This is a genomic window from Herminiimonas sp. NPDC097707, from assembly GCF_044761395.1.
Classification (GTDB): Bacteria; Pseudomonadota; Gammaproteobacteria; order Burkholderiales; family Burkholderiaceae_D; genus Oxalicibacterium.
The window spans coordinates 947,349-972,576 of sequence record NZ_JBIWCI010000001.1 but is presented as its reverse complement, the minus strand read 5'-3'; the positions used below and the strand labels follow the sequence as shown (position 1 = coordinate 972,576).

At 53.1% G+C, this 25,228-nt stretch carries 28 protein-coding genes and 2 pseudogenes; 20 read left to right on the top strand and 10 right to left on the bottom strand.

From position 1 onward, the window contains the following. The first annotated feature begins 21 nt into the window (after positions 1-21). On the top strand, positions 22-354 hold the full coding sequence (locus ACIQW9_RS04560) for a hypothetical protein (protein WP_402333504.1): 333 nt from the start codon (positions 22-24) through the stop codon (positions 352-354). A gap of 505 nt (positions 355-859) precedes the next feature. Next, entirely contained in the window at positions 860-1,168 is a 309-nt protein-coding gene (locus ACIQW9_RS04555; protein WP_402333501.1) for a c-type cytochrome, read from the top strand. A 103-nt stretch (positions 1,169-1,271) separates the two neighbouring features. Here ACIQW9_RS04555 and ACIQW9_RS04550 read toward each other — a convergent pair whose 3' ends face one another. The 4 genes from ACIQW9_RS04550 to ACIQW9_RS04535 all read right to left on the bottom strand — a co-directional run bounded on the left by ACIQW9_RS04550 (position 1,272) and on the right by ACIQW9_RS04535 (position 5,548). After that, positions 1,272-2,510 carry an NAD(P)/FAD-dependent oxidoreductase gene (locus ACIQW9_RS04550; protein WP_402333498.1) on the bottom strand — a complete coding sequence of 413 codons (1,239 nt, stop codon included), beginning with the start codon at positions 2,508-2,510 and terminating at the stop codon, positions 1,272-1,274. Between the two features lie 3 nt (positions 2,511-2,513). After that, positions 2,514-4,514, bottom strand: coding sequence for a LodA/GoxA family CTQ-dependent oxidase (locus ACIQW9_RS04545; protein ID WP_402333496.1), 2,001 nt, complete (start codon positions 4,512-4,514; stop codon positions 2,514-2,516). Between the two features lie 128 nt (positions 4,515-4,642). Then, positions 4,643-4,948, bottom strand: coding sequence for a twin-arginine translocation signal domain-containing protein (locus ACIQW9_RS04540; protein WP_402333493.1), 306 nt, complete (start codon positions 4,946-4,948; stop codon positions 4,643-4,645). A 417-nt stretch (positions 4,949-5,365) separates the two neighbouring features. Further along, positions 5,366-5,548 (bottom strand): hypothetical protein, encoded by a 183-nt coding sequence (locus ACIQW9_RS04535; protein ID WP_402333490.1) that lies wholly within the window; start codon positions 5,546-5,548, stop codon positions 5,366-5,368. Positions 5,549-5,833: 285 nt separating this feature from the next. On the opposite strand from ACIQW9_RS04535, the gene ACIQW9_RS04530 reads away from it, so the two are divergent. From ACIQW9_RS04530 to ACIQW9_RS04515, 4 genes are all read left to right on the top strand, one after another. After that, a complete protein-coding gene (locus ACIQW9_RS04530; protein ID WP_402333487.1) occupies positions 5,834-6,667 on the top strand; it encodes a DODA-type extradiol aromatic ring-opening family dioxygenase in 834 nt (277 codons plus the stop codon). A gap of 33 nt (positions 6,668-6,700) precedes the next feature. Next, positions 6,701-7,495 carry an SDR family NAD(P)-dependent oxidoreductase gene (locus ACIQW9_RS04525; protein ID WP_402333484.1) on the top strand — a complete coding sequence of 265 codons (795 nt, stop codon included), beginning with the start codon at positions 6,701-6,703 and terminating at the stop codon, positions 7,493-7,495. A 67-nt stretch (positions 7,496-7,562) separates the two neighbouring features. Next, the gene (locus ACIQW9_RS04520) at positions 7,563-7,781 is read left to right on the top strand and encodes a DUF2218 domain-containing protein (protein ID WP_402333481.1); all 219 of its coding nucleotides are present in this window, start codon (positions 7,563-7,565) and stop codon (positions 7,779-7,781) included. A gap of 22 nt (positions 7,782-7,803) precedes the next feature. Next, positions 7,804-8,502 carry a CDGSH iron-sulfur domain-containing protein gene (locus ACIQW9_RS04515; protein ID WP_402333479.1) on the top strand — a complete coding sequence of 233 codons (699 nt, stop codon included), beginning with the start codon at positions 7,804-7,806 and terminating at the stop codon, positions 8,500-8,502. Positions 8,503-8,536: 34 nt separating this feature from the next. On the opposite strand, the gene ACIQW9_RS04510 is transcribed toward ACIQW9_RS04515, so the two are convergent. Then, positions 8,537-9,583: a tyrosine-type recombinase/integrase gene (locus ACIQW9_RS04510; RefSeq protein WP_402333476.1), complete on the bottom strand. Its 1,047-nt coding sequence runs from the start codon at positions 9,581-9,583 to the stop codon at positions 8,537-8,539. A gap of 147 nt (positions 9,584-9,730) precedes the next feature. Here ACIQW9_RS04510 and ACIQW9_RS04505 point away from each other — a divergent pair, with 147 nt between their 5' ends. Continuing rightward, on the top strand, positions 9,731-10,771 hold the full coding sequence (locus ACIQW9_RS04505) for a DNA-binding protein (protein WP_402333474.1): 1,041 nt from the start codon (positions 9,731-9,733) through the stop codon (positions 10,769-10,771). 271 nt (positions 10,772-11,042) lie between these two features. On the opposite strand, the pseudogene ACIQW9_RS04500 reads toward ACIQW9_RS04505, so the two are convergent. Then, positions 11,043-11,192, bottom strand: a pseudogene (locus tag ACIQW9_RS04500) (Tn3 family transposase); the annotation flags it as partial. Between the two features lie 59 nt (positions 11,193-11,251). Next, entirely contained in the window at positions 11,252-12,154 is a 903-nt protein-coding gene (locus ACIQW9_RS04495) for a helix-turn-helix domain-containing protein (protein WP_402333471.1), read from the bottom strand. A gap of 190 nt (positions 12,155-12,344) precedes the next feature. Here ACIQW9_RS04495 and ACIQW9_RS04490 point away from each other — a divergent pair, with 190 nt between their 5' ends. From ACIQW9_RS04490 to ACIQW9_RS04450, 9 genes and pseudogenes are all read left to right on the top strand, one after another. Further along, a complete protein-coding gene (locus ACIQW9_RS04490; RefSeq protein ID WP_402333468.1) occupies positions 12,345-12,848 on the top strand; it encodes an ester cyclase in 504 nt (167 codons plus the stop codon). A 173-nt stretch (positions 12,849-13,021) separates the two neighbouring features. Continuing rightward, a complete protein-coding gene (locus tag ACIQW9_RS04485; protein WP_402333465.1) occupies positions 13,022-14,281 on the top strand; it encodes an alpha-hydroxy acid oxidase in 1,260 nt (419 codons plus the stop codon). A gap of 89 nt (positions 14,282-14,370) precedes the next feature. Continuing rightward, complete coding sequence (locus tag ACIQW9_RS04480) at positions 14,371-14,934, top strand: YceI family protein (RefSeq protein ID WP_402333463.1); 564 nt, start codon at positions 14,371-14,373, stop codon at positions 14,932-14,934. A gap of 150 nt (positions 14,935-15,084) precedes the next feature. Next, a complete protein-coding gene (locus ACIQW9_RS04475; protein ID WP_402333460.1) occupies positions 15,085-15,471 on the top strand; it encodes a nuclear transport factor 2 family protein in 387 nt (128 codons plus the stop codon). 51 nt (positions 15,472-15,522) lie between these two features. Beyond that, positions 15,523-15,861 (top strand): carboxymuconolactone decarboxylase family protein, encoded by a 339-nt coding sequence (locus tag ACIQW9_RS04470; protein ID WP_402337883.1) that lies wholly within the window; start codon positions 15,523-15,525, stop codon positions 15,859-15,861. Between the two features lie 130 nt (positions 15,862-15,991). After that, positions 15,992-16,543, top strand: a pseudogene (locus ACIQW9_RS04465) (NADPH-dependent FMN reductase). 87 nt (positions 16,544-16,630) lie between these two features. Beyond that, complete coding sequence (locus ACIQW9_RS04460; RefSeq protein WP_402333457.1) at positions 16,631-17,260, top strand: malonic semialdehyde reductase; 630 nt, start codon at positions 16,631-16,633, stop codon at positions 17,258-17,260. 46 nt (positions 17,261-17,306) lie between these two features. Beyond that, positions 17,307-17,471 carry a hypothetical protein gene (locus tag ACIQW9_RS04455; RefSeq protein WP_402333454.1) on the top strand — a complete coding sequence of 55 codons (165 nt, stop codon included), beginning with the start codon at positions 17,307-17,309 and terminating at the stop codon, positions 17,469-17,471. After that, the gene (locus ACIQW9_RS04450) at positions 17,471-18,403 is read left to right on the top strand and encodes an NAD(P)-binding domain-containing protein (protein WP_402333451.1); all 933 of its coding nucleotides are present in this window, start codon (positions 17,471-17,473) and stop codon (positions 18,401-18,403) included. The genes ACIQW9_RS04455 and ACIQW9_RS04450 overlap by 1 nt, the downstream gene beginning before the upstream one ends. A 170-nt stretch (positions 18,404-18,573) precedes the next feature. Here the strand turns inward: ACIQW9_RS04450 and ACIQW9_RS04445 are convergent, their stop codons facing one another. Continuing rightward, positions 18,574-19,245 carry a trimeric intracellular cation channel family protein gene (locus tag ACIQW9_RS04445; RefSeq protein WP_402333448.1) on the bottom strand — a complete coding sequence of 224 codons (672 nt, stop codon included), beginning with the start codon at positions 19,243-19,245 and terminating at the stop codon, positions 18,574-18,576. Between the two features lie 106 nt (positions 19,246-19,351). Continuing rightward, entirely contained in the window at positions 19,352-20,626 is a 1,275-nt protein-coding gene (locus ACIQW9_RS04440; protein ID WP_402333446.1) for a M20 family metallopeptidase, read from the bottom strand. Between the two features lie 671 nt (positions 20,627-21,297). On the opposite strand from ACIQW9_RS04440, the gene betT reads away from it, so the two are divergent. From betT to ACIQW9_RS04425, 3 genes are all read left to right on the top strand, one after another. Then, positions 21,298-23,568 (top strand): choline BCCT transporter BetT, encoded by a 2,271-nt coding sequence (betT, locus tag ACIQW9_RS04435; RefSeq protein ID WP_402333444.1) that lies wholly within the window; start codon positions 21,298-21,300, stop codon positions 23,566-23,568. Between the two features lie 98 nt (positions 23,569-23,666). Then, positions 23,667-24,095: a DUF4124 domain-containing protein gene (locus tag ACIQW9_RS04430; protein ID WP_402333441.1), complete on the top strand. Its 429-nt coding sequence runs from the start codon at positions 23,667-23,669 to the stop codon at positions 24,093-24,095. Between the two features lie 38 nt (positions 24,096-24,133). Continuing rightward, positions 24,134-24,394, top strand: a complete 261-nt coding sequence (locus tag ACIQW9_RS04425; RefSeq protein ID WP_402333439.1) for a hypothetical protein — start codon at positions 24,134-24,136, stop codon at positions 24,392-24,394. Positions 24,395-24,509: 115 nt separating this feature from the next. On the opposite strand, the gene ACIQW9_RS04420 is transcribed toward ACIQW9_RS04425, so the two are convergent. Continuing rightward, positions 24,510-24,824, bottom strand: coding sequence for a hypothetical protein (locus ACIQW9_RS04420; protein WP_402333436.1), 315 nt, complete (start codon positions 24,822-24,824; stop codon positions 24,510-24,512). 15 nt (positions 24,825-24,839) lie between these two features. Here ACIQW9_RS04420 and ACIQW9_RS04415 point away from each other — a divergent pair, with 15 nt between their 5' ends. Beyond that, on the top strand, positions 24,840-25,217 hold the full coding sequence (locus ACIQW9_RS04415; protein ID WP_402333434.1) for a VOC family protein: 378 nt from the start codon (positions 24,840-24,842) through the stop codon (positions 25,215-25,217). The last annotated feature ends 11 nt before the right edge of the window (positions 25,218-25,228 follow it).

Below are 25,228 nucleotides of genomic sequence, written 5' to 3'. Positions count from 1 at the left end.
AATAAAATTCAGGGATACGGCATGCGATATCTGGCTAGTTGTTTGTTTCTTTTTGCGGTTTCTGCGTCTGCGCAAGTTAAGGTTTGTGTTGATGCAAAAGGTAAAAAGACATTTACCGATTACGACTGCGCAAAAATCGGAATGAAGAGTGATGCGGTGATTCAAGATATCAACATCACGCCAAAGCAGTGTGGCGCAATCAAGGATGCTATTACTAATAGCCAAAATTCCCTTGCTCGGCATGATGCTGAAATTGTTAATGTGGTAGTGCCTGGCGGTTCTATGTTGCGTAACGTTCTAGTAAATCAGCTTGAAGCAAATCAGCTTCGCTATCATCGAGAATGCGTTCGGTAGTAGCTTTTGTTTTGTTGGTTAAACGCTTCGCAATGTCCTTAATTGGCACGCCTTGCGTGTAGTAGCGCAGTTCTTCAGGATTACCATAACGTGTGTTTGAATATCTCATTTTTCCGCTTTCGTTGAACGTAAAAAAAGCACCATAAGCGGTGCTGTGTGGTTTCAATCTGCGATGATTAGTTTCGTATAATTTATATTATGTCAAATAGAAGAAGAAAATTGCTGAATGCATTGAAGGCATTTTTTACAATGCCGCTGTCCTCGGCAACAAGAGCGCTCCGAACTAATCTTCCTACCTATCCGGAAGTAATCTTCTTACTTTTTATTTTCGCACTTCCGTCTGATCTTTAGTTCCATGCTTATGGAACGCCACTATCCCATCTTAGCAAGATTTAGATTGATATCAAGGATCAACGCCGCGCCTACATTAGCGTCAAAGAGCCACTCATTCGCACGTCAAAGTAACATGGCATAATTGCGGAGTCTAATCCTGTGGAAGATAAATATGAAACGTTCTTTGTTGATGTGTTTGGTTCTGGCTGCTGGCGTGTCAAATGTCGCTATGGCGAATGCCGATTTGGCGAAAGCAAAGAACTGCATGGCTTGCCATGCAGTGAACAACAAAATTCTGGGTCCTGGCTTTAAAGATGTCGCGGCGAAGTACGCGGGCCAAAAAGGCGCGGAAGACATGCTAGCTCAAAAAATCTTGAAAGGCAGTAAAGGCGTATGGGGAACCATGCCGATGCCAGCCAATGCACAAGTGAGCGAAGCAGAAGCACGCGTGCTAGCAACATGGATCATGACGTTGAAATAATCAGCTTGTGATGACGAAAAAAAGCGCCGGCTTGGCGCTTTTTTCGTCGGTACTGCTCTTGCGACTTTCACCGTCACGGCTCAAGCACAAAAAAACCTGATACTCAGGCCGATTTTACGGGCAAGTTTCCCGAACCGCTCGTCTTCGTCACCTGCCGCCGACGTTGCCAGAACGGCTGATCAGACCAGCGGGGTTGAATGCCATAGTAGAAGTCTCGTTGCGACAAGTAGGTTTGCCAGAGTTGGCGCTGTTGCTCATCGTATTGATGCACGAATTCATTGCGCTTGTCCAATCCCCCTACCGTGCCCTGCGGACAGTCTGTTAGCGCGTAATGGATCATGTGTCCGGCGTGACTAGCCGTCCTGAGGGCCTTGTCTATGCCTTGCGACGACAGCGGATCATAGGCTTGCGCCGCATCGCCCACCGCCATCCAGGCATCACCGCAGAAGTCCTGTAATCGCTGGCTATTGGCTGGTGCACCTCGGATTGTCCCGCAAGCTTGGTAGCCCCTGGCTTTGAGCAATGGCGCGATATGCGTCGAGTCCTGCAGCACCTGATCGAAACCTTCCAAGCGCGCAGCCATTCTCGCCGCCGGCAGGTCCTTGTCGGAGTGAAAAACTACCAATCGCCTAGATTCATTGCCTTCAGTGCTCGGCAAGCGGTTGCTATACCACCAGCCGTTTGGCGCGGCCTCAATCCGGGTATAGCGGTCATCATCCTCGCCGATGAAGGAATACCATTGTGCATAGGCGAACAACTTATCATCGCTGTCGACGATAGGCACACCGAGCGACTTAGCCACGGCCGCCCGCCGGCCTGTACAGTCGACCAGATAGCGTGCGCGATACTGCTGCGTCCGTGTTTCCGAGCTTAGCGTCAGCTGCCAATTGAAGGAGGGGTCAGCGCTACGTGCGCAGGATTCGAAGCGTACACCTGTGAGCAAGCTTGCACCGGTAGCAATCGCATTCGACCGAAGGGCCTCATCGAAAGCCAATCGTTCAACGCACAGGCCGTAACCTGTCAGCGTGAAGAAAAAGTCCGTGACATCGGCCTGCTCGGTCGCCCATAGTGAAACATTGCCAGCCGTTCTGAAAAGACCTGGATGATCCTGTTCTGGATCTTCCAGGTCTCCCAGGAAATGCTTGACCAGACCGATAGATGTGGGCGGCAGCGATTCACCCAACTTGAAGCTGGTAGATACCCTTTCCTCTACCAACAGCACACGCTGGCCAAACCTGGCCAGCGTGATCGCGGTTGCGGCTCCTGCCGGTCCGGCACCGACAATAACAACGTCCCATACTGTATCGGTCTGGTCGGCACCGTCGTGCCGAGTCGACGGCACGAATTACTTCCTTTTGACCGGTGGCCGGTTCAGTGTCGGATCACGCTCTTGTTCGACGAATACGGTCGCGCCCTTATCTTTCAAGAAACTGCCGTCCTTGGTTTTGATTGGCAGCACCATCCCCAGTTTCGGCCAGGCATACGCCATCTGTTCGTAACCATCCGTGGACGATAATGGCTCACCATCAGCGTCGTATCCCCGGAACCATTCTCTATAGGTTTTGGTCTTGTTCTTTTGGTCGTATTCAAAAACGATATCTGGTCGTTGCGTCGGCCACCATGCCACGTTGCACGACCAAAAGTCGCCCTGCCACGGACTCGACATATAGGCAGAAAGCGCACCAGGCGCATTGTCTTTACCCACCCGAAACGCCTCGGCGAAATACTGCCGATAGACGAACAGGTAGGGCAACTCAATACCTGGGTGAAAACCGCCACCGATAGTCGGTTCGAGTGCCGAGCTGTCGAGCGCATGCGGCTGTTCTTTCAACGGCAACTTCTCCAGGGATACGGGCTTTTTCGGAGTGCCGACTTCAAAGTTGCCATCTGCCCATTCCTTCAGATGATTCAACTGCAAGTCGGTCAAGCTCAGGAATTGGTCCGGGAGTTGATTGCCAAGTTGCTGATTCTGCAGAGGTTTGCCGCCCGTACCCCACAGCTTAGGCATTTTTTTATCATCCTCTGGGCGTTTGAACTCTTCGTTTTTCCAACTGGTTGGCCGCAGCGGAGGAGCCGGCAACATCGAATCGACCAGTCGTCCCTTCGTTCCGGGAGCGTGCCGCATCAGACCATAGATCCGCTGCCTTATCGGCTTCATTTGTTCGCTTGGATCAGTCAGCAGCGTCATGTATTCAGTGCTGAGCAAGCCACCCGCCTGCCCCGGGCCATGCGCCATGTTCTTTGTTTCAGGCGTGACACCCGCTGCCTCAGGACTCACCCAACCGTAGTTAACCGCATTGGCGAAGACCGGATAGACATCGCGGTAGAAATTCGTCTTCTTCCCAGCGTAAGGGTAAGCCTCAGGAAAGGCCTCGTAGACGCGATCCAGAATGGACACCACGTGGTACATGTGGGGAGCATATTTCGGCGGAGCGGTGACTATCCATGCCCCGGCTTTTGGATTCCTCGTACCTTCATCTTTTTCCGACTTCACGTTGTCGCGTGTACTCAAGACCGTGCCGTCCTTGAGCGTAACCGTGACGTCGATTTCACCGCCACAGGTATCGTCCCACCAGCCCGGAACGTTGAAGTAGGCAAATTGGTTAGTCAGTGGATTTTTTCCGTTCTCCGGGCCGTTCGGAGGGAGTATCGTTTCACTCGGGTTCGACAACACAACCTTCGGTGTTGTGACGCACTCGCCTTTCCCTGGCGCGGGAATGAACAACAGACGATCCTGGGAATCGAGGCGAAGCTGCCCTAACTCGATACCCTTGGCGGCTTTATACGTGACCTCAACTTCTTTCGTAATGTCCTTCGGCGTGAAACCCTCGAAACGCAATGCGCCAGGCAACAACCCTTTTTCAATACCAGTGAAGACATCACCCTTCATGACAATCGGTCCAGCCTGTCCGGAGGTGATGGTATGCACACCTGCATTGATAATGAGCTGATCACGTTCACTCGGCTTCTTGCCGGGCTGGATGGACGGATTCCGCAACTTGTCCGGGTCAAACAGATAGGCACCCTGAAACGCATAGTTTGCCGCCTTCAAGTTCTGGACATGCACCCTCCAACGCAGGGATTGAACGAGACCCGAGTCAGACGTGAGCTCCGCGACGACCTGGTCGTTGGCATCATAGGCATACACCCGATATCGCTGCGCCTGGCGCTTCAATCGCGATCCGCTATCGCGGTAGGTTCCACCATCCGGCCCCGGCCCATTTTTACCACCCGGATCGACCACGACCCCTGGTGCTTCAGGGCCGATGTAAAACTCGTCACTATTCCCTAAACGGGCAAGGCCAATACCAGGGTGAATGCGAATGCTCTTGATTTTCTCGGACATGGTTCAACTCCAATACATGTTGACTTTAATTATTCGGTACTAAAACGGCAGTTCAGCCATCGAGATTGAATTATTTTCACACTACAGAAAAAATTCATAATTTGACGGCAGTAGATTCAAAGCCTGAATTAGTTATTCAGAGAGGAGCTAACGATCTTCCAATCCAGCATGTTTGCCGAGGTGACCGCGTATCGATTGCCAAAATTTTCGATCTCGGCCCGGGTCAGAGCGCCGGATTGTGTATGAGACCGTACCGTGAAGCCGCCACCGAAGTTCGCCTTGATAGATTTCTCTATGCGCAAATCCGCAGCCGATGTGTTGTTCGCTTTCTTGCCTTTCGCGGCAATGGTGCTGGCGCTTGCGCCAACAGGGAGCAACAGAACACACGCCGCTGCACCGCACCCCTTGACAAAATCTCTACGCTTGACGTCCATGTTCTGTTACTCCTTAGTTTCAGCGCTCATTGGTTTTAGCGCCCCTTGAGAAGAGTATATAGTTTTTCCGTGCAACAGGTTTTCCAAGGAATCGGGGGATGCTGCTTCGAATTCTCGATAATTTTTACATTACCTCCCGCTACGAAACTGAGGATAAGACGCTTTGTAGGTAATGAAGTGTGGGGAAATGTCGTGTCCGTTGGGCTGGAGTTCGGCGCTGCTGAGATTGCGAAAGAACGCCGGACTCATTAGTGCGAACTCAATGTGGTGCACTTCGGATGCGAAATGGTGGCTACTTTGAATGCAAATGAGTGGCTATTTTCAAATGCGGCTGCGTGGCTACTTTAATGCGAATACTCAGCAACGTTCGTGCGAATACTCAAATACTGATAGTTTCGCGGGAGTTTTTCGGCGCAATCACTTGCTGCTGCTTTGGGGGTTGTCATTAGCTTTTCGCTGCTTCAGCTTTAATTCCTCATCAATTTTCTTTTGCGATTCAGCAAGATAACGTTCGGCCTCAACGAGTGAAAAGCCAAGTTCTAAAAATATATTTTTGTCTGGCATCGTGATGTGCCAAATTTTAGAGTCAATATCCATCATATTTCACCTATGTATTGAAGTGAATTGATTACTACACATGTAGATACATGCTACCACTCGCTAAAATATGAGAGGAAGTTCTGATTCAATATCATTGCGTATTGAAATTAGTGAGATAAGCATCCCACTGTAGCGCTCCGAACTAACTGCTGCTGAAAGCCCTTATCTTTTCCAAGGCGATTCCAGACCACGCCGTGTGCGCAGCGCTTAGGACGACATTTTGGCAAAAAAACACCATGGGAGATTTATATATACTTTGTTCATGGATTTAATGAGGAATTAACAATGAACAGCCCCAACCCCACTATTCCCGTAAAAAATGTACGTATGCCGGTGTTCTACATTCCCCATGGCGCCGGCCCCTGTTTTTTCATGGACTGGAATCCGCCTAATACTTGGCATCGAATGGCGAGTTTTCTCAAGGGAATCGCAGATACGCTGCCGGCTCGGCCACGCGCAATTGTCATAATCTCCGCCCACTGGCTAGCACCCCAGTTCAGCGTTACCGGTCATGCCCGCCCACCACTGATCTATGACTACTATGGCTTTCCGCCGGACACCTATGAGCTGAACTACCCTGCTCCCGGTCATCCGGCACTGGCTGCGCAAGTGACGCAGTTGCTCGAACAAGGCGGCATGACTGCCCAGGTGGATAACGAACGCGGCTTCGACCATGGCATGTTCATTCCAATGAAACTGATGTTTCCTGCGGCAGATATCCCGGTAATTCAGCTGTCCTTGCAGCACGATATGGATCCAGCCAGCCATTTGCAAGCCGGTCGGGCATTGACGGCACTGCGCGATGAGGGAGTCTTGATCGTGGGCAGCGGCATGAGTTTTCACAACATGCGTGGATATGGCGATACGCGTTATACGCCGATATCGGCCGAGTTCGATGAATGGCTCAGCGCCGCGGTGGCAAGTACTCCTGCACAACGCGACAGTCTTTTACAAGAATGGACGCAGGCGCCTCAAGCACGACATTGCCATCCGCAGGACGCTGAAGAGCATCTGATCCCGCTGCTGGTGACGGCCGGCGCTGCTGATGACTCGATCGGACAACGTGTCTATTTAGAACAGATCATGGAAACCACGATTTCCGCATATCGCTTAGGCTGAATTCCAGCTGCAACTTAACCATAGAGGTAAGCAATGATTATCAATCTTTCAGGTAAAACCGCTTTAGTCACCGGATCGACCGGTGGCATCGGCTTGGCGATCGCCACCGGACTTGCCACGGCAGGTGCTCGGGTGGTCATCGCTGGCCGTGATCAAGACCGTGTTGATGCTGCACTGGCACAAATACACCAAACAAGCGGTCGCGACGATGCCACTGGCGTAGTCTGCGATCCCGGCACCGCACAAGGCTGCCAGACATTGATCGCCGCGCTGCCGGAGGCGGACATCTTGGTCAACAACCTTGGTATTTACGGCGCATGCGAGTTCTTTGAAATCGATGACGGACTGTGGGAAGAATTTTTCGAGGTCAACGTACTCAGCGGTGTGCGCCTGGCCCGTCATTACGCCAAGGGAATGCGCGAGCGCAGCTGGGGCCGAATCCAGTTCATCTCTAGTGAATCGGCCTTGAACATACCGACGGAAATGGTTCACTACGGCGTCAGCAAGGCCGCGCTGCAAGGCTTGTCGCGTGGCTTGGCCAAAGTACTGAGGGGTACCGGCGTCACTGTCAACACGATATTACCGGGGCCGACGCGCACCGAAGGCGCGATCGCCATGATGTCGGATCTGGCGGCAGAGCGCGGTGTGTCGTCGTCAGAAATGGAAGCCCTGTTCCTCAAGGAAAATCGCCCCTCCACCCTGCTGCAGCGCTTTGCCAGCCCTGAAGAGGTGGCTAACCTCTGCGTGTATGCGGCCTCAACTCAGGCCAGCGCAACCACCGGTGCCGCGTTGCGCGTAGAAGGCGGCATCGTCGAAAGCATCGCTTGACGCAAAGGGATTTATATCAGTGATAACAAGCAGCGCAGATATTCAGGCGCAATAGGCACAAGGCCTGATGGTTAGCCTGTGCAAGCATTGGGGTCATAAGCTTCCGCTCAAGCAAAGCGAACAGTGGAGCGAGATAGCGCTGCTGATGGGTAATTGTCGTTTATACGCCGGTGATCTTCTGAAAGTGGAACTAGAAAGTGACACAGAGCAGATGCTGAAAATGCAGCAGGTTGCGGGTGGTACTGGACTCATGACAACTGGACTGGACCTCACTAGGGCGAGATGAACTAATAACTTGGAGATCTCAGATGAATCAACAGAACACCATAGACGTGAAAATCCAAATTTCAGAAAACGGCCCGTATATCGTCTCGGGAGATGTACCTCTAAGTAAGAAGATCATCGGCACCAACAAAGACGATGAATCGGTAAAGTGGACGCAGGGGCAAAAATATCCTTCTCAGGGGCAATACGCGCTGTGCCGCTGTGGCCGCAGCGGGAACAAACCATTTTGCGATGGCACTCATATGAAAACTGGATTTGACGGCACAGAAACCGCGAGCCGCCAACCGTATCTTGAGCAGGCAAAAGTGGTACGAGGCCCGACGATGTCATTGACAGACGTCGAGAACTTGTGCGCGTTCGCGCGTTTTTGCGATCCATTTGGGCAGGTGTGGAATCTCGTCAGCGAAACGGACAACCCGTCAGCAACTAAGCATTTCGTCAGCCAAACTTGCGACTGCCCTTCGGGGCGCCTTGTGGCTTGGGACAACGAGACCGGCAAACCGATCGAGCCGAAGTATGAGCCATCGATTGGTCTGATTGAAGACCCTGTCAAAGGGTGCTCCGGGCCGATATGGTTGCGCGGCGGAGTGCAATTGATCGGCGCCGATGGTTTCGAATATGAAGTGCGCAACCGCGTGACCTTATGCCGCTGCGGGGCATCGCGGAACAAGCCTTTTTGCGACGGCACGCATGCGTCAATCGGATTCAGCGACGAGAGCTGAACCGACAAATAATGGCCGGGAATGTCAAATGTACTCAGAATCGTTTTCGTCGCAGCAGTGTGCCAGCGGCATTTGCCTGAAACTGCCCCGCTTCCTCAATATAACCCTGCACGGTTCCATCATGACGCCAACCGCCTTGCCGTTTGATGTCCTGAAAGTCTGCGCCGACGCGATGCGCGCTGGTGGCCATGCCGCGCCGTAGGCTGTGACTGGAAAGTTGCGGGGCATATTCTAATTCTACGAGTTTTGCACAGATTTCCAGCACCGAATTTACGCTGGCCTCGTGCAACGCTTCTTGGCCAATTTCACCCCACTTCGTAATAGACCTGAATATTGGTCCAGCTCTGATACCAGTGGCATCGAGCCAGGCGCGCAATGCTGTCGCAGGACAGCATGATCCGTCGCCAAATGGAATGGCTTTGGTGATGCCTTGGCCGAGCTGGTCTGTTTTCGAGCGCGGTAGCGTGATCACCAGCCCTTCGTGCTCCCAAGCGATGTTTGATACTTCCAGCCCGACAAGCTCACTGCGTCGATACCCGCCGAAATAACCGATTTGCAGCAGCGCGTTGTCGCGTTTTGCCTTGATGGTGTCAATTCCAGCCAAGTGCTCAACGATGCGCTCCAGATCCTCGATTGGCAATGCCTTCGCCTTCTTCTTTGGCTTGCCATTGGTGCGACCGATGCCCAGCAGCGTCTTGCGCACGGTCGGCGTCGATGCAGGATCAAGAAAGCCTTGATGGGTGTGCCACTGCGATAGTGCCGTCAAGCGCAGCGCCAACGTGCGGGAATTGAGCGCCTGGGAGAAATCGAGCAGATAGCGAATGATGGCCGCTTCATCGCAGGGTAATGCCCCGCCCCATCTCTGGAAGTGACGAATGGCAGACCGATAGGTACGACGCGTATTTTCGGAGGTGGCAGCAGCCAGGAATTCCCGATGCTTTTGCTGCAAAAGACTAACCGGAGCGACTGTGCTGTCGTTACACGATATTTCTTCGACAGCGCTTGGTATGACGCCATCATTTTCGGGGAGATTTTCGCCAGACATGTTTTGTCGCTCGATTTTGGCATTTGTTCTCAACATTACGCAGGCTAGCATAATCATCGGCAACATAACACTCGATAAATTATATTATCGAATCTATAAAATATTAAATATCTTATAAATTATAAGTGTTATATAAAATAATATTACGTATCATGTAATACGTAACTTTATTTGAGGACCACTATGGCACGCGCAGGCATACTCTATTCTCAAGTGGCTTCGGTTGCCGCCCAATTGGCAGACCGAGGCATCAATGCGACGGTCGACAACGTACGGGAAGCGCTGGGCAATACTGGTAGCAAAAGCACGATTGCACCATTGTTAAAACGTTGGAAAAGCGAACGGGAGGAGCGCGTCTCTATCGTGCAGACCGGATTGCCAGCGGATCTGGTCACGGCAGTCAAAAATTTGCACGAACACCTCCAGCATGAAGCTGCCCAAAAGGTTGATGCTGCCTTAACCGAATTGACATCGGCTAAGGCAAACTTCAATGAGCAGGTGGAGGCCGCCCGTAATGAGGTGATGATCTTTAAGACAGAGCGGGATACGCTAGGTATGGCGCTGACTCAGGAGCGAAATGCGCATGAAAAGCTCGGCGCTGCCTATCATGGTCTGCAAGTAATCGAAGCCAAGTTACAAGCCGAAGCCACTGGCTTGGCGCTGCGTCTACAAGATCACCGCAACGAGATTGACAATCTACAGCAACAACTTCGCCAAACGCGCGTCCAGTTTGAGCATTATCAGGAGTCCATTGCCGTCCAACGCATGGAGGAACGACGTCAATTCGAGCATGCCAAGGTAACACTGGAAGCCGAAATAATGAAAATGCGCCGCCAGCTTGCATCCAAAGATATGGTATTAACGCAGCAGAATCAGCAAATTGCGCTGTTGAAGCAAACCGATGAAGAATTGCAATCATCCAAATCGGAATATCGTCACCTCGAAGAGGAATTCTTGAAAGTGACCCAGACTTTAAGCACGCAAACTGCACTTGCCACTGAGTTAAGCACTCGATTTGAAGTTGCATCTGATGCATTATCGGATGCTCAAAACAAATTGGCCGTCCTAGATTATGAGCGGACGCAACTGCAGGTCCGCAATATCGACCTAGAAGCCAAGTGTACTACCTTGGAAGATGCTTGCCAGATCTTACGTATAGAACAAGCAACTCTGAAAGGTCAGCTTCATCAGATCACTGTACCGAAAACTCGAAATGTTGGGTAGCCGAACGAAATAAAACGTAATTTTTCGCTTCTCTTATTTTGTTCCGAAGAAGTACTGAAACTCATACATTCTCCTCCTTGCAGAACGTTACCGATAACATCTCCTACTCCGCTAAGTACGCTAATAATAACGCCAGCGAAGTCTGTATGTCTGGGCATGACTTTCGGTGCAGATAGTCCTCGAACCTAAAGTTGAATAGTGATAAGAACTAAAAATATGTCTCCGAGATAAAAAAGTGATTTCTATTTCGAACGCATAGCATTACTACCGTGTGGTATTCGGAGAGTAGATTTTGCTCGTACATATCCCGCTTGGTCCCGTCGGCCGACGCGCTCTTCCCCGAACCTCAGTATTTCGGCAGCAGGAATTCGTTGTAGGCGTTGATGACCTGGACGATGGCCTTTTCCAGCCCCTCCTCCGTGCTGCCAAAGACCGGAGCCGGCCAAGTGTGGATTCCAAACTGGTCGCTGGCCTTGGGCATCAGCCCACTGTGTGCTGCCGCCTGAAGTCGCCCGGCGCCATACCTGCTTCGCGCCTAAAGAACTTCACAAAGTTTGTCGCTTCATCAAATCCTAGCTTGTCAGCGATGTCAGACACCGACTGCCCCGAGTGTGCCAAGAGCCGCTTCGCTTCCAGCACGATCCTCTGCGACAGGAATGCTTTCGCGCTCACGCCCGCAACATCTAGCGTCGCGCGCTGAAGGCTTTTTTGCGAGCATCCGATGAGTTTGGCGTAGTCAGCAACCTGATGCAGGTGGTGGAGTTCGTCTTCGACTGCGAGCCTATAGCGCCTGAACCGCTGCAAGAGAACGGGGGCGGCAGCTGGCTCGGCCTTGGCCCAGATAAGGTGGAGGCGGAAAAGCAAGGCCAGCAGTTGATGACGCAGCAATGGGTGCAGCACGTTTGCGTTTGCGTGGAGCCGAGCATCCGCCGCCATGCGTTCGATGCCCTCAGTCACGGCTTCTTGCTCGCTCACGCTTAGCGTTCGATGCACGGATAGGTCTGCCAACTGGTGGGGAGCATTATGTTGGCCGATGACCGTCGTCGACACCCTTGCGGGCAGGAACTCTGGTCGGAATATCACCAACCAGCCCTCCCAATCGGTCGACTTCGTGTCGAAGCGCTGCATCTGCCCTGGATTCAACACCAGCAGGGTTCCCCGCTCACACGCCAGCGGTTCGAAATCTACGATATGCGTGCACCGACCTTGCGTGACGTACAACAGCATATGGAAGTCCACGCGTTGCGACTGACGCAGATGCTCCACGCTGACGCGTCGCCTGAACTCGGACAGAGGAAATATCTCCAGATCCAGCGCATAACCCGCAGGCGGGTGGTAATGAACCGGAATGAGCTGCTCAATTGATGTTGGCTTTCTGCCCATCGATTACGCTTGTCCCGTTTTTACCATGATTGCTGCTATTTTATACCTAACAGCATCGACCCACATGTCCTAGACTGGACATTCGTCATTAGCCATTGAGTATATATAGAGTGCCGCTATAAGGAGCTGGCTTATTCAGATCGCGGCCCATGTTGTGAGCGAACAACCCTGTTTCAAAAAAGAGAAAATAATGAATCGTCGAAAACTAATTATTAACGCCTGTTTGGTAGCGACTTCCGGCATTGCGGCCTTATCTTCGAAAATGGCTGCAAGCGCTACGTCGTCTCCTGGAGTTGCGCTGATTGATCGACTGGTAGAGGGTATCAATTCACGCGAGTTGTCAAAGCTCGATCAGATTTATGCGGCTGGTTCGGCATACAGCAACCACCAGGTGCTTGTAGGTGCGCCTAGCTCGATTCCGGCAAGAGAGGAATTTAAGAGCTACCTTGCGCAACGCATTAAAGCCTTTCCGGATATCACGCTCAGCTACGATGTTGCTTTCGCAAGTGATGACATGGTCGCCGTCAATCTCATCTGGCGCGGCACCCATAAAGGGGACTACCTCGGAATAGCGGCGACCTCGAAAAAGGTCACGTGGAACTCGACCGACCTGTTTCGAATAAAGAATGGACTGTTCTCGGATCATTGGGGAGCGGTCGATCTCTATGGCTTGGAACGTCAGTTGAGGAGTTGAGCGAAGCTTGGCAAGCGTGTACATTTTTTAAAACAGGTTACTGCTGAGGGAGCTCTCGTTGTGCTTCATTGTTTTCAGCGACGACCACCTTCTATTTTCAACAAAGAAATGCTCCACCATACTGGTGAAACTGTATGCCAACAAATACAACATCACACTCTGAGGAGAGCATTATGCACACCGATATACCCGAAACATCTGCCCCGAACGAATCCCGTCGCGACCTTTTCAAGATAGCTGGATTCGGCCTCGCAGCTACGCTGGCACCCGGCTTGGCGCTCGCTCAGCTCAAGGCTGAATCCGGCTCGCCTTCGCTCGCTCTTCAGCGCAAGGGTATAGACCGGGCACTGGATATTATCAATCCGGACCTGCTTGAGGCCGAGGCGAAGAAGATTTATTCCGCGGCGGTATATGCCTTCGTGACGCAGGGTTCGGGCAAGCAGTGGACGCTGCGCGAAAATCAGTATGCCTGGGACGACTGGGCATTTTCTCCGCACCGCATGGGTGGCGTGGTACGCAACAAGATAGATACTTCCGTGACGCTGCTGGGTGAAAAACTACCGACTCCGATTATTGTTACGCCCTTCGGCAGCCACGGCCTGCATCATCCGGAAGCCGAAGTTGCTACCGCGCGCGGCGCGGCAATGTCAGGTGCGCTGGCCTGCTTCTCCAGCGCATCGACCGCCAGCCTCGAAGACATCGCCAAAGCTTCAACGGGACCGAAGTGGTTCCAGATGTATCTGAATGTTGATGAGGGAATTTCGCGTGAGGTGCTGCAGCGCGTGCCACGCGCGGGTTATAAGGGTGTGATCATCACCATAGACGCCATCGGTCAGGGTTCGTCAGACGCCTATGTGCGCAGCGGCAAGGCGCGTCCATGGCTGCCGTATGGCAATTTCCCCAGCGGCACTGCGAACGCATTCAAGACAAATCTATCCTGGAGCGATGTCGAGATGATCCGCAAGATCACAGGCCTGCCGGTGATCGTCAAGGGTGTGACACGCCCAGAAGATGCACTTGCAGCGATTCAGGCGGGTGCCAGCGCTGTCCAGGTATCCAATCATGGTGGTCGCGCACTTGACGGCACACCGGCCGCTATTACGATGCTGCCACGCATTGCCGATGTAGTGAAGGGTCAGGTCCCTATCATTCTCGATAGCGGTATTCGTCGTGGCACCGACGTGGCGAAGGCGCTTGCGCTTGGTGCCAACGCGGTCGCCGTCGGTAGGCCGCTGATGTATTCGTTGGCGCTGGGTGGCGCGAAGGGTGTCGATAGCTTGCTGAAGTTTCTTCACACCGAACTCGTCGAGACGATGTTGCACCTCGGCGTGAATCGCCTTGGCGAGCTGGACAGTTCTCATGTCATCGCTGCACCGGGCGGCCGCTTTGCGACCGCGCCTGCACCAGCACGGGCGATCTCACCGCGCGAGTAAATTCTCTCCATTTACATTGAGTTTTTCAGTTACACCATGATTCAAGATTTATTGCCAAATCATTTCTAATCAATTTTTGGAGACCTATCATGTTATATCGCATCGCTTTACTGTCACTCTCCTTGTTTGCCGCGCAGGCCATTGCAGCAGATACCTACAATTTGGACCCAAGTCACACATTTCCACGCTGGCAGATCAATCACTTTGGTTTTTCCACCCACCATGGGCAATTCAACAAGACTAGCGGCACGCTGACGCTTGACCCCAAGGCCGGCAAAGGCAGTCTTGATGTTACCGTCGATGCGAATTCGATTTCGACCGGCGATCCGGCGCTAGAAAAGCATTTGCGCACCGCAGATTTTTTCGACGTCGAAAAGTTTCCCTCACTTACGTTCAAGTCTAAATCGATGAAATTCGAGGGCGGAAAACCGGTGTCGGTTTCCGGCGATTTCACGATGCACGGCGTTACGAAACCGATGACCTTCCGCGTAGCGAAGGTGAAGTGCGGCATGCATCCGGTGTCAAAGAAGGAATCATGCGGTGCCGAAGTGAGCGGCACGCTGAAACGCTCAGCATTCGGTATGACATACGGCGTGCCGGCACTGGGTGACAATATCCTGCTTACTATTCAGGTTGAGGCGAACAAGGAATAGTTTGTGACGCGCGTTCTTAATAATGGAAATACCTGTCAGCCATACGCAATGAGCACAGCCACAGGATGAGCTCATTGCGTATGGATTACTGGGATAGCTCTGAAAGGTGAGCATCCGAATGTCTATCGCAAATGGAAACGGAACGTGGTCATGAGTACGCAACTGGAACGCAACAAACAAAACGTCACCACGTTCTACGATCTGATGTTCAATCAATGTCAACCACGTGAGGCAGTACGCCAATATGTGGGCGACACGTATATTCAACACAATCCGCGCGTGGCCGACGGTGCCGAGGCTTTTGTCGCGTATTTCGAACGGATGGCCAGTGAATATCCAGGCAAACGCGTCCATTTCAAGCACGTCATCGCCGAGGGAAATCTCGTCGTACTGCATTGTTTTCAGCAATGGCCGGGCGATCATGACTGGGCCGGCATCGACATTTTCCGCCTGGATGAAGCCGGCAAGATTGTCGAACACTGGGATGTATTGCAAATCGTGCCGGATAAGTCCGCCAACAACAATACGATGTTCTGAAAATGTGACCGGCCCTCAAACGCTTGATGATTACGAAAGGAACTCAACATGATGCTCGACTGGAATGACTACCAAAAACAATTGTTGACCCGCATCGGTGAAGTCGGGAAATTAAGCCCGGATACCGTGCGTGGTTATCAAGCCTTGTCCAATGCCGGCGCAAAGACGGGGCATCTGGATGCCAAAACGCGTGAGCTGATTGCGTTGGCCGTGGCAGTCACGCGCCAGTGTGACGGCTGCATCACCGTGCATACCGATGCAGCCGCCAAGCTTGGCGCTACGCAAGAGGAAATTGCCGAAGCACTTGGCGTGGCCATTGCTGTCAATGCTGGGGCTGCATTGGTGTATTCGGCACGGGTATTGGATGCTTTTTCAGTCAAAACTAGCTGAAACAAGTCAGCCTTCAGGGCATTCCGCTGTGTGGTTTTGACATCAAGTGGGTGAAATTTAAGCGCTTTTGATCGGAAAAATGCAGTAAATTAATTTCCAATTCTAACCATAAATTAGAAGGTAAATAAACATGAGCCGATATCAAATTGCCGTTGTAGTCGGCAGTCTCCGCAAAGATTCATTCAATCGCCAGTTGGCGAACGCCATCGTCAAACTGGCACCATCGGAATTCTCATTTAAGCAGCTGGACATCGGCGATTTACCTCTCTATAACTAGGATGACGATGCGCAACAGGCCACTTCCGTCAAACGCCTGAAAGGAGAGATCATAGCTGCCCAGGGTCTATTGTTCGTCACGCCTGAATACAATCGCTCGATGCCTGGCGTGCTCAAGAACGCTATTGACCACGCTTCACGTCCGTATGGCCAGAACGCATGGGCGGGCAAACCTGCCGGCATATTGGGTGCATCGGTTGGCGCCATTGGCACTGCGATGGCACAGCAGCATTTGCGGAATGTTCTGGCGTATCTGGACGTGCCGACTTTGGGCCAGCCGGAAGCGTTTATTCACGCCAAGGAAGGATTTTTTGATAGCGCGGGCAATATCGGCTCCGATAGCAAGGCATTCCTGCAAAACTGGATGACTCAGTATGTGGCGTGGATAAAAAAGCACGCAGGCTGAGGCTAGTGCTTGTACACACTCAGTAAATTGCAGGCACCGATCAAGGACGGCCTGTGCAGTAACCTACGACAACACAAGGAAATCATCATGAGCAATAAACTCAACGACGAAGGCCTCGACTTACTGTTTCGTGCAGCCCGTACTCATAATGCCTGGTTAGACAAACCTGTCAGCGATAACCTTTTGCGCCAGCTCTACGATGTGATGAAATGGGGGCCGACCAGCGTGAACTGTTCACCGGCACGCATCCTGTTTCTGCGCACGCCGGAAGCGAAACAGAGGCTGCTGCCGGCATTGGCACCGGGCAATGTCTCCAAGGCCATGGCAGCGCCCGTTACGGCCATCATCGGTTATGACGGCAAGTTCTACGAACAACTGCCAAAGCTGTTTCCCCACGCCGACGCACGGTCTTGGTTCGTCGATACGCCGGAGCTGGCTGAAGTCACCGCGCGGCGCAACAGCTCATTACAGGGCGCCTACTTCATGATTGCCGCGCGTGCCTTGGGGCTGGACTGCGGGTCAATGTCCGGCTTTGATCAGGCAAAAGTGGACCATGAGTTCTTTCCCGCTGAACAGCGGACGAATTTTGAGTATGAAAATTTTCCTGACAGCCACATCAAAACCAACTTCTTGTGCAACCTTGGGTACGGTGACCCGGCGCAGCTGTTTCCACGTGGCCCACGCCTCGATTTCGATGAAGCATGCAAACTGCTTTAATTGATAAAACATTGCACTGTACGGCGGGCGCCGCCGTAAACGGCGGATGGTCGACGATCTGATCACCATCCATCGCCACAACTATGCGGCAAGTGGAGCCGAGTTGATCATGGGTGACGGGAAGTTCGTGGCTCCCAAGATGATCAAGGTGCAATTGCAAGACGGCGAAACGCGACAACTGCGCGGTCAAAATTCTAAGGAGATCAGATAATGAAAATCGGAGTCATAGGCGCCGGAGCCGTAGGTAGCGCATGCCTACTCTCACTCGTGAATGGCCAAGTAGCGCGTGATATCGTCCTTGTGAATCGCACGCACAAGCGTGCCGCAGGCATAGTGGCGGATCTGCAGTACGGTGCCACCCTGACTGACGCAGTCGAACTGAGCGCCGGTGACTATGCCGATCTCCAGGGCGCTGGCGTTGTCATTATTACTGCCGGCGTCAACGAGAAAGCAGGCGGTGCGACTGATCGCAGCGATACTGAGGGCCGCCTGCGTTTGTTGGAAGACAACGCAAAGGTCTATCGAGACATCATTCCAAAAATCGCCGCGGCGGCGCCTGATGCCGTATTGCTTGTGGTGACAGACCCGCCCGATCCCCTAGCGGAATTGGCGCTGACCCTGGCCGGACATGATAGGGTCATCAGCAGCGGCACATTCCTGGATACGCAACGTTTGCGGTTCCATGTTGGGCGGCGGCTGGGCGTGCATGCGAGCGCGGTGCAGGGGTTCGTGCTTGGTGAGCATGGCATGTCGCAGGTTTTTGTCTGGTCGGGTGTGCGAGTTGGAGGCATACCCCTGGCAGATGTCTTAGGCTGCAATCAAGCACAGTGCGAAGCGCTCCAGAAGGAAATCGAGGAAGAAGTGCGTCATGCCAACATCACCATTATAGAAGGGACCGGCGCGAGCCAGTTAGGCATTGGGATGGTAGCGGCACGGCTTGCCAGAGCAATACTGCACGATGAACGTCTGGTGCTACCGGTGGGTTCGCACGTACCTGAATATGGTACGACCCTTTCAGTGCCGAGCATAATTGGACGTCAGGGTGTCGTGCGTCGTCTGGCGTCTTATTTGTCTGAGTCCGAGGCGTATCTGCTCACCCAGAGCGCACGGAAAATCACCGAAGCCGTGAGAGGCGTAGGCTGAGTGATGGGGTACCGCCGCACGACCATGCTCAGCAGGAAGGCCCGGAAGTTCGATTGCTCAACTAAATGCCTTTCCCCTCGAGCTATACGCGAAGGCTCGTGAGTGTCGCGCCCTCGATAGGTGTTGCACCGAGGCAGATTCTCATCATTTTCGTGCCAGAAAGTCGACCTTCAGGGTGACGGCTCCCTATCGCGCGAAGCATCGCGTTTCACCCTTGCATGGGCGGAGAGATGCGCAATTGGCAAATGCCATCCATGTCTGATCGCCATGAAACGAAGCCCAAAGCATAACACCGCCCCGCTCACGGCGGAAACGCCGTAAGGAAGCCCGACAAGATCGCCAATAACTACGACGGATGCACCAGCGAGCGCCGCAACAGCGTAAAGATCTGAACGTAGAACCGACGGAATTTCAGTGAGAAGGACATCGCGCATCATCCCACCGCCGATACCGGTCAGCATACCCAAAAGGGCCGACATGATCGGGTTAAGTCCAAATTCAATCGCCTTTTGCGCACCCACGACGGCGAAGAGCGCTAGTCCTGCCGCATCAAAAAGGAGTACGGGGTTGCGCAGCTTGTCAATGCCGGCATACCAGAGAAACGTGGCAAGTCCGGCTAGAACCGAAACCAGCAAGTACCGTCCATCCGTTAGGGCTGCTGGCGGCACCGCGCCAATCAGCAGGTCGCGACTGATTCCGCCAAAATTTCCTGCGACGAACGCAAGGACAAGAATGCCGAATATATCTAGCCGACGATTAACAGCGGCAACCGCCCCGCTGAGAGCAAAAACGAAGGTGGCACACAAATCTACGGCACGCATGAAGACTTCAATGGTGATCATGGCAGGTGCTCCCTCGCGCTCCCATGTGTTTTGGCCGGAATGTACAGAAGCAGCAACGTCCGCGTGCAACAAGACTGTTTCGCCGCTTTTCTTTCGGTACTAGGCATCAGGTCGTCCCGATCCATGCCAGCACACCGACTACCAAGGCTTCAACACCTGTTTCCAGAGTGGGATGCAAGACCGGCGCAAATTGCGGACTGTGATTCACAGGCAGCTCGTTCAGCTTGCCCGTTGCTTTCGCGCGAGCGTACTCCTCTGGGTCATTACCGCCCACGAACCAGAACACCGAAGGCACCTGCCATGCTGTGCCAAAGCAGCCGAAATCCTCACTCGCTGGCGCCGGGCCCGTGTGCTTCACCCGATCGGGGGGGAAATAGCCGCGAAAGGCTGTAGCGATGCGGTTGCTCGCCACCTCGTCATTCACGTTCAATGGGTAGCGGTCAAGTGGCGTGATCTCGGGCTTGCGCGGGGCGCCTGATGCTTCAGCTTCGGCATTGACGATTCTTTCGATCGCTTCAAGCACATGCTTTCGTACGCCAGCGTCGAAAGTACGCACGTTGAGTTTGATAAGGGCCTCGTCGGGAATAACGTTCTCTTTCGTACCTGCCTGTAGCACGCCGACCGTCACTACTGCCGAATCCATGGCGGCAATCTCACGGGATACGATGGTCTGAAGCCGCAGAACGATAGCAGCGGCCATGACAACTGGATCGATGCTTGCCTGTGGCATCGAGCCGTGCGCACCGCGCCCGAACAAACGTATTTGCAGGCTATCCGCTGAAGAAGTGATCGGCCCTGCGCTCCCCGCGACGGTGCCGGCGGGACCTACCATGACATGTTGGCCGAGCACGACATCGGGTGCTGGGAAGCGTTCGAGCAGGCCATCATCAATCATGGCCTGAGCCCCTTGGGCAGTTTCTTCGCCCGGCTGAAAGACCACTAGTAAAGTTCCCTTCCAGCCGTCACGACTCTGGGACAATAATGTCGCCGCACCAACCAACCAGGCTACATGCATGTCATGACCGCACATATGCCCCACCGGCACGGTGTTTCCTTCTCCATCTGTCGCCGTTATTTCGCTGGCGTATGCAAGGCCCGTGTTTTCTGCAATCGGTAGCGCATCCATGTCCGCGCGCAGCATCACCGTGGGCCCCTCCCCATTGCGCAACAGACCCACGACCCCCGTTTTGCCAACCCCGGTCGTCACCTCATACCCAGCCTTCTTCAGGCTATTTGCCGCTATACCTGCCGTTCGCGTCTCTTGCATCGACAATTCAGGATGGGCATGAACATCCTTATATAACGCCTCGAGATCGGGTAGCAAAAGTTCCATTTTCCCGAGAATGGCAGCTGCGCTTTTTGAAGAGATATGCCCACTCATAGTGACCTCCTAGCCACGACCTTTATCGACCGATAAGATCGCCGCGTTACGACAGCGTTCGATATTGTGAGTACCCGTGTCAACATTACCACTGAATCGCATCTCAAAGTTGCCACCTATTCGCACAATCGATGCCACACAATGTTCATGCATAAACGCACTGTTAATTAATGTCCGCTTTCGGCCAAGAGCAGTCGTTGGACTTCCAAAAACCGATGTAACATCCATAAAAAATGACCATAAAAAGAGGCTTTCAGCGACGCCACGTGCCTCGATGTGCGACAAATCCGTACGCACTTCTTTCCAGATTTCCGCTCTACAATGCCTTGAAATATTTCTCGCTTAACACGTAAAATTTTCTGAGGAGGTGAGGCGGGAGGTGGCAAACTGTGATTCCAAAAGAAAGTAATTTTCAGCTTATGTGGCACTCTACAATTACCCTTCCTGAGAACGGGATTGAGAGAGATTAAAAGGAATTTTTTAACACAATAGACTCTCAGTTGAGGTTAGGGGGGCGCTCTGTCGCAGGATGGAGCCATAATGCACCTATTTATAATTGACTCCCGCCATTGCGAAAGCCTGCTGTTCGCACAGGCAGGTGGTCACCAAGTTCATCATCGCGTTATCCGCTTCCGAAGGGAGGCAGCGCACCGCTAGGAAAGAGTAAATCCATGCCGAACGAGCCATCCGACGATGAACACTTCGAAGCCGCTCAGCCGAGCATGCAAGCGCGAACAGTGAAGCCACATCCCCCGCTTGAGCGCAGTCGATTCGGCGGCACAGAACGCCGGCATGAGCGTCCGATCGACGACGCACCAGTGTCGCGCAGCGATCTCAGCAAGGGCCCTCAGGAACTGATCGAGGATCGTACGGCCCACATCAACTGGCGCGTTCTACTAATCTCGTCGCTGGTGATTCTCGTTTTTTCGATCTGTGCCATCGTCGTTCCCAATCGCACCCGCATGACGATGAAAGTTGCCGTCGACTGGATCGCGATGAATCTCGGTTGGTACTACGTGCTCACGATGACGCTTGTAATCGGTTTCGTGCTCTGGGTCGCGCTTTCCAAGGAGGGCGACGTGCGGCTCGGTCCTGACCACTCGCGGCCGCAGTACAAACTCGCGACCTGGGTTGCTATGCTGTTCGCCGCGGGCGTCGGGATCGACATGCTCTTCTTCTCGGTCACCGGTCCTGTCACGCAATACCTATATCCTCCCTCTGGAGAAGGTGGCACATCCGCTGCGATGCGAGATGCGGTCGTCTGGACGATGTTTCACTACGGCATCGCTGGCTGGGCAGTTTATGCATTACTCGGCATGGCGATGGGGTACTTTGCCTATCGGTGGGATATGCCTCTATCAATCCGTGCGGCTCTCTACCCGTTGCTCGGCAAGCGCGTACGCGGTTCCTTGGGCGACGGCATTAGCATCATCGCGCTGGTTGGCACCGTGTTCGGCGTCGCCACGTCGATGGGCATCGGCGTCGTCCTGCTGGGTGTCGGCTTCTCGCTGATCTTCGGCTTGGAGCAGGGCCTCACGCTACAGATTGTGCTGGTCATCGGCGCAGTGGCTCTGACCATCGCGGCCACCACGTCTGGCGTCGACCGCGGCATTCGCTGGATCTCCGAGCTGAACCTCTGGAGTGCCGTGGCGATGATGCTTTACATCCTCTTCACCGGACAGACGGCGTTCCTGTTGAACGCACTCGTCGAGAACATCGGCCAGTTCATTGTCACGTTCCCCGCCCGCACGCTACAGACCTTCGCCTACGAACCCGGCGGTGCCGAGTGGATGGGTGGATGGACGCTGTTCTTCTGGGCATTCTGGCTCGCGTGGGGACCGTTCGTTGGCGTTTTCCTCGCCCGCATTTCACGTGGGCGTACGCTGCGCGAGTTCGTGATTGCTGCGATCACCGTACCGGTGCTGTGCGACTTCATAATCGTCTCGTTCTTCGGTAATTCGGCCCTATACCATGTGATGCTGGGTAACACGGCGTTCGCCGACCTCGCGGTCCAGAGCCCGGAGCGCGGTTGGTACGCATTGCTGGGGATGTTTCCGGGTGCGATGTTCCTGATCGGTCTGGCGACGCTCTCAGGATTACTGTTCTACCTCACGAGCGCGAACTCGGGTGCAATGGTGATGTCAAATTTCTCAGCCTCGATTCCGGATCCATCGCACGACGGGCCGAAGTGGCTGCGTATTTTCTGGGCTGTGCTCAGCGCAGTGCTCACGGTGGCAATGCTACTCGCGGGTGGTGTGACAGCGATGGAGTATGCGACGCTCATCTTCGCGTTGCCGGTGACGATCATTGCTTACTTGGTGATGGCATCCTTCTACAAAGCGCTACGGATGGAGCGGGCCGAGCGGGAGGGCCAGGTGCTGCGAAGGCCATCCATTGCACCGAGCGGCGGCCACGTACCGGAACGATCGTGGAAGCAGCGGCTTGGACAACTATTGTCTTACCCGTCGCGGCGGGAGGCCAGCCAGTTCCTCGAGCGCACGGTGCTTCCGGCGCTTGACGATGTCGCCACTGAGTTTCGCAATCAGGGTTACGAGGTCGAGCGGAGCACCGTAACCAGCGCGAGCGGCATTGAGGGGCCGCTGCTGCGGGTATCGATGGATGCTCTGCGCGCGTTCCAATATCAGGTCGCTATGGTCGAGTCGCCAGTGCCGACGTTCAGCGGCAAGATGTCGCCTGAGACCGATGTCTACTATCGGCTTGAGGTATTCACGCAAACCGGTTCGGGTGGTTATGACCTGATGGGCCTTACAAAGCAGCAGGTGATTGACGACATACTCGAACGATACGAGGCTCACCTCGCATTCCTCACTTTCTCTACGGAGACCGATACCGCATCAGTACTCACACCAGCGGTGCCGCACAAAAACCAGCAGTCGGCGGTGCCGAAAGGCGCGGGGGACATTGAAAAAAATAAGGAGTGACGTCAAAGGGAAATAATTTGATTTGTTGCATGGAAGCTACTTTATTCAAAACTGGCAATATAATCGAGCCCTTGATCGATCATAGGTAGCCACGGCCCATGAAACGTACACTATTCGCTTTTGCCCTTGTTTTCGTTGCTCCAGCTGTCATGGCGCAAGCACCCATTTATAAATGCATCAGCAAAGGAAAAACGGTTTATTCCGAATCGCCTTGCCCAGTCGGCACCAACAAGCAGTCGATGATAGACACGACGCCCGAATATATGGGTAATGAAACGTTCAGCCGAGACACTATTAACTCAGCCAGAGCAAGAATTCGTGAGGGAATGAATCAACCAGGCGCAACCGGGACATCAACTGGTTCGGCACAACCGACTGGTAATAAAAAGTACGTATGCGATTCGGTAAAACAAGATCTCGATAACCTTGATGCCGCCGCAAGGCAGCCGAACAGCAGTTCCGGTCAAGACTGGATAAAGCAACGTAAACTTGAAACTCAAAAGACTGCAATTGAATGGAAATGTTAAAGTTAAAATTGCACATATACATTTAGATGGGGACGAAAATGCCTGACCGTCAACACAAAGAAGATTACAAGGGATGGCGCATTTCCGTTTGGATAACTCCCATTCAATATGAAACAAAGTCCCCCAGTCAAATTCCATCTTACATTCCCGGGGTCGTCGTTAAAAAAATCACCGAAGCGATGCTAATTGATCAGCCCATCGTTCTAATCCAGCAATTTTCAGAGCCGCAACAATGTTTAGAATTTGGAATAAAAGCAGCTCGTGAATACATTGATGCGACGCAGAGCGTTGGCAAGTAAAAGCGGTTTCGCATGGCGCGAGATAGTTTGACTGCAGTGGAAATGCCAAGGGTGCATTAAACCGAAATCTATATGCGCCCTCACCGGTCTACATGGCCCTGTGGCCCACACCCCGCTACTTTTCCACGCAGACCATGCGCTGATCGATAATTTTGGTGATGTATAGCGCCATTTCAGTGGCTGCTATCGTCGATGAAATCACTGCCACCAATATCCAACCAATGATGCGTGAAGAGAGAAAACTCTTTGCTTCAGAAAACTCCATAGAGAGACGTTGTTTAGGTTTGCGCACTGTGCCGACAGCAAAAATGGGAATGACCCTCTCCGCTAGCGAACGATCATTCTGCCGACCAGTCACACAAGCACCGGCACTTGCACCCATCGCGGCAACATTCGTTAGCGCAATCGATTTTCCAGCCGGCAATTCCAATACAAGGAGACTGATATGCTTAACAGCAAGGAGGCGATCACGATGATCGCGGTCAAGGATATGCAGGTCGCAGCGAAATTTTACGAGGCCACACTCGGCCTGCAGAAGGAATCAGTCGAAGGCAATGATGTCATTACCTATCGCAGCGGCAACACGAGAATCAACGTTTACCGGTCGCAGTATGCTGGCACCAACAAGGCAACGACACTGATATGGAATGTCGGCGACGAGATCGATACCATTGCACACACACTGAAGGACAAGGGTGTCGCCTTCGTACATTACGACCTACCGGGACTGACACTTGAAGGCGACCTTCATGTCGGCGGCAATATGAAAGTCGCGTGGTTCAAGGATCCGGATGGCAACATACTTAGCATCGTCTCCGACTAGTATGGTCAATA

Coding starts and splice junctions, on each gene's coding strand:
- ACIQW9_RS04560 (WP_402333504.1), top strand. CDS start 22: ATGCGATATCTGGCTAGTTGTTTGTTTCTTTTTGCGGTTTCTGCGTCT.
- ACIQW9_RS04555 (WP_402333501.1), top strand. CDS start 860: ATGAAACGTTCTTTGTTGATGTGTTTGGTTCTGGCTGCTGGCGTGTCA.
- ACIQW9_RS04545 (WP_402333496.1), bottom strand. CDS start 4,514: ATGTCCGAGAAAATCAAGAGCATTCGCATTCACCCTGGTATTGGCCTT.
- ACIQW9_RS04540 (WP_402333493.1), bottom strand. CDS start 4,948: ATGGACGTCAAGCGTAGAGATTTTGTCAAGGGGTGCGGTGCAGCGGCG.
- ACIQW9_RS04535 (WP_402333490.1), bottom strand. CDS start 5,548: ATGATGGATATTGACTCTAAAATTTGGCACATCACGATGCCAGACAAA.
- ACIQW9_RS04530 (WP_402333487.1), top strand. CDS start 5,834: ATGAACAGCCCCAACCCCACTATTCCCGTAAAAAATGTACGTATGCCG.
- ACIQW9_RS04525 (WP_402333484.1), top strand. CDS start 6,701: ATGATTATCAATCTTTCAGGTAAAACCGCTTTAGTCACCGGATCGACC.
- ACIQW9_RS04520 (WP_402333481.1), top strand. CDS start 7,563: ATGGTTAGCCTGTGCAAGCATTGGGGTCATAAGCTTCCGCTCAAGCAA.
- ACIQW9_RS04515 (WP_402333479.1), top strand. CDS start 7,804: ATGAATCAACAGAACACCATAGACGTGAAAATCCAAATTTCAGAAAAC.
- ACIQW9_RS04510 (WP_402333476.1), bottom strand. CDS start 9,583: ATGTTGAGAACAAATGCCAAAATCGAGCGACAAAACATGTCTGGCGAA.
- ACIQW9_RS04505 (WP_402333474.1), top strand. CDS start 9,731: ATGGCACGCGCAGGCATACTCTATTCTCAAGTGGCTTCGGTTGCCGCC.
- ACIQW9_RS04495 (WP_402333471.1), bottom strand. CDS start 12,154: ATGGGCAGAAAGCCAACATCAATTGAGCAGCTCATTCCGGTTCATTAC.
- ACIQW9_RS04490 (WP_402333468.1), top strand. CDS start 12,345: ATGAATCGTCGAAAACTAATTATTAACGCCTGTTTGGTAGCGACTTCC.
- ACIQW9_RS04485 (WP_402333465.1), top strand. CDS start 13,022: ATGCACACCGATATACCCGAAACATCTGCCCCGAACGAATCCCGTCGC.
- ACIQW9_RS04480 (WP_402333463.1), top strand. CDS start 14,371: ATGTTATATCGCATCGCTTTACTGTCACTCTCCTTGTTTGCCGCGCAG.
- ACIQW9_RS04475 (WP_402333460.1), top strand. CDS start 15,085: ATGAGTACGCAACTGGAACGCAACAAACAAAACGTCACCACGTTCTAC.
- ACIQW9_RS04470 (WP_402337883.1), top strand. CDS start 15,523: ATGCTCGACTGGAATGACTACCAAAAACAATTGTTGACCCGCATCGGT.
- ACIQW9_RS04460 (WP_402333457.1), top strand. CDS start 16,631: ATGAGCAATAAACTCAACGACGAAGGCCTCGACTTACTGTTTCGTGCA.
- ACIQW9_RS04455 (WP_402333454.1), top strand. CDS start 17,307: ATGGTCGACGATCTGATCACCATCCATCGCCACAACTATGCGGCAAGT.
- ACIQW9_RS04450 (WP_402333451.1), top strand. CDS start 17,471: ATGAAAATCGGAGTCATAGGCGCCGGAGCCGTAGGTAGCGCATGCCTA.
- ACIQW9_RS04445 (WP_402333448.1), bottom strand. CDS start 19,245: ATGATCACCATTGAAGTCTTCATGCGTGCCGTAGATTTGTGTGCCACC.
- ACIQW9_RS04440 (WP_402333446.1), bottom strand. CDS start 20,626: ATGAGTGGGCATATCTCTTCAAAAAGCGCAGCTGCCATTCTCGGGAAA.
- betT (WP_402333444.1), top strand. CDS start 21,298: ATGCCGAACGAGCCATCCGACGATGAACACTTCGAAGCCGCTCAGCCG.
- ACIQW9_RS04430 (WP_402333441.1), top strand. CDS start 23,667: ATGAAACGTACACTATTCGCTTTTGCCCTTGTTTTCGTTGCTCCAGCT.
- ACIQW9_RS04425 (WP_402333439.1), top strand. CDS start 24,134: ATGCCTGACCGTCAACACAAAGAAGATTACAAGGGATGGCGCATTTCC.
- ACIQW9_RS04415 (WP_402333434.1), top strand. CDS start 24,840: ATGCTTAACAGCAAGGAGGCGATCACGATGATCGCGGTCAAGGATATG.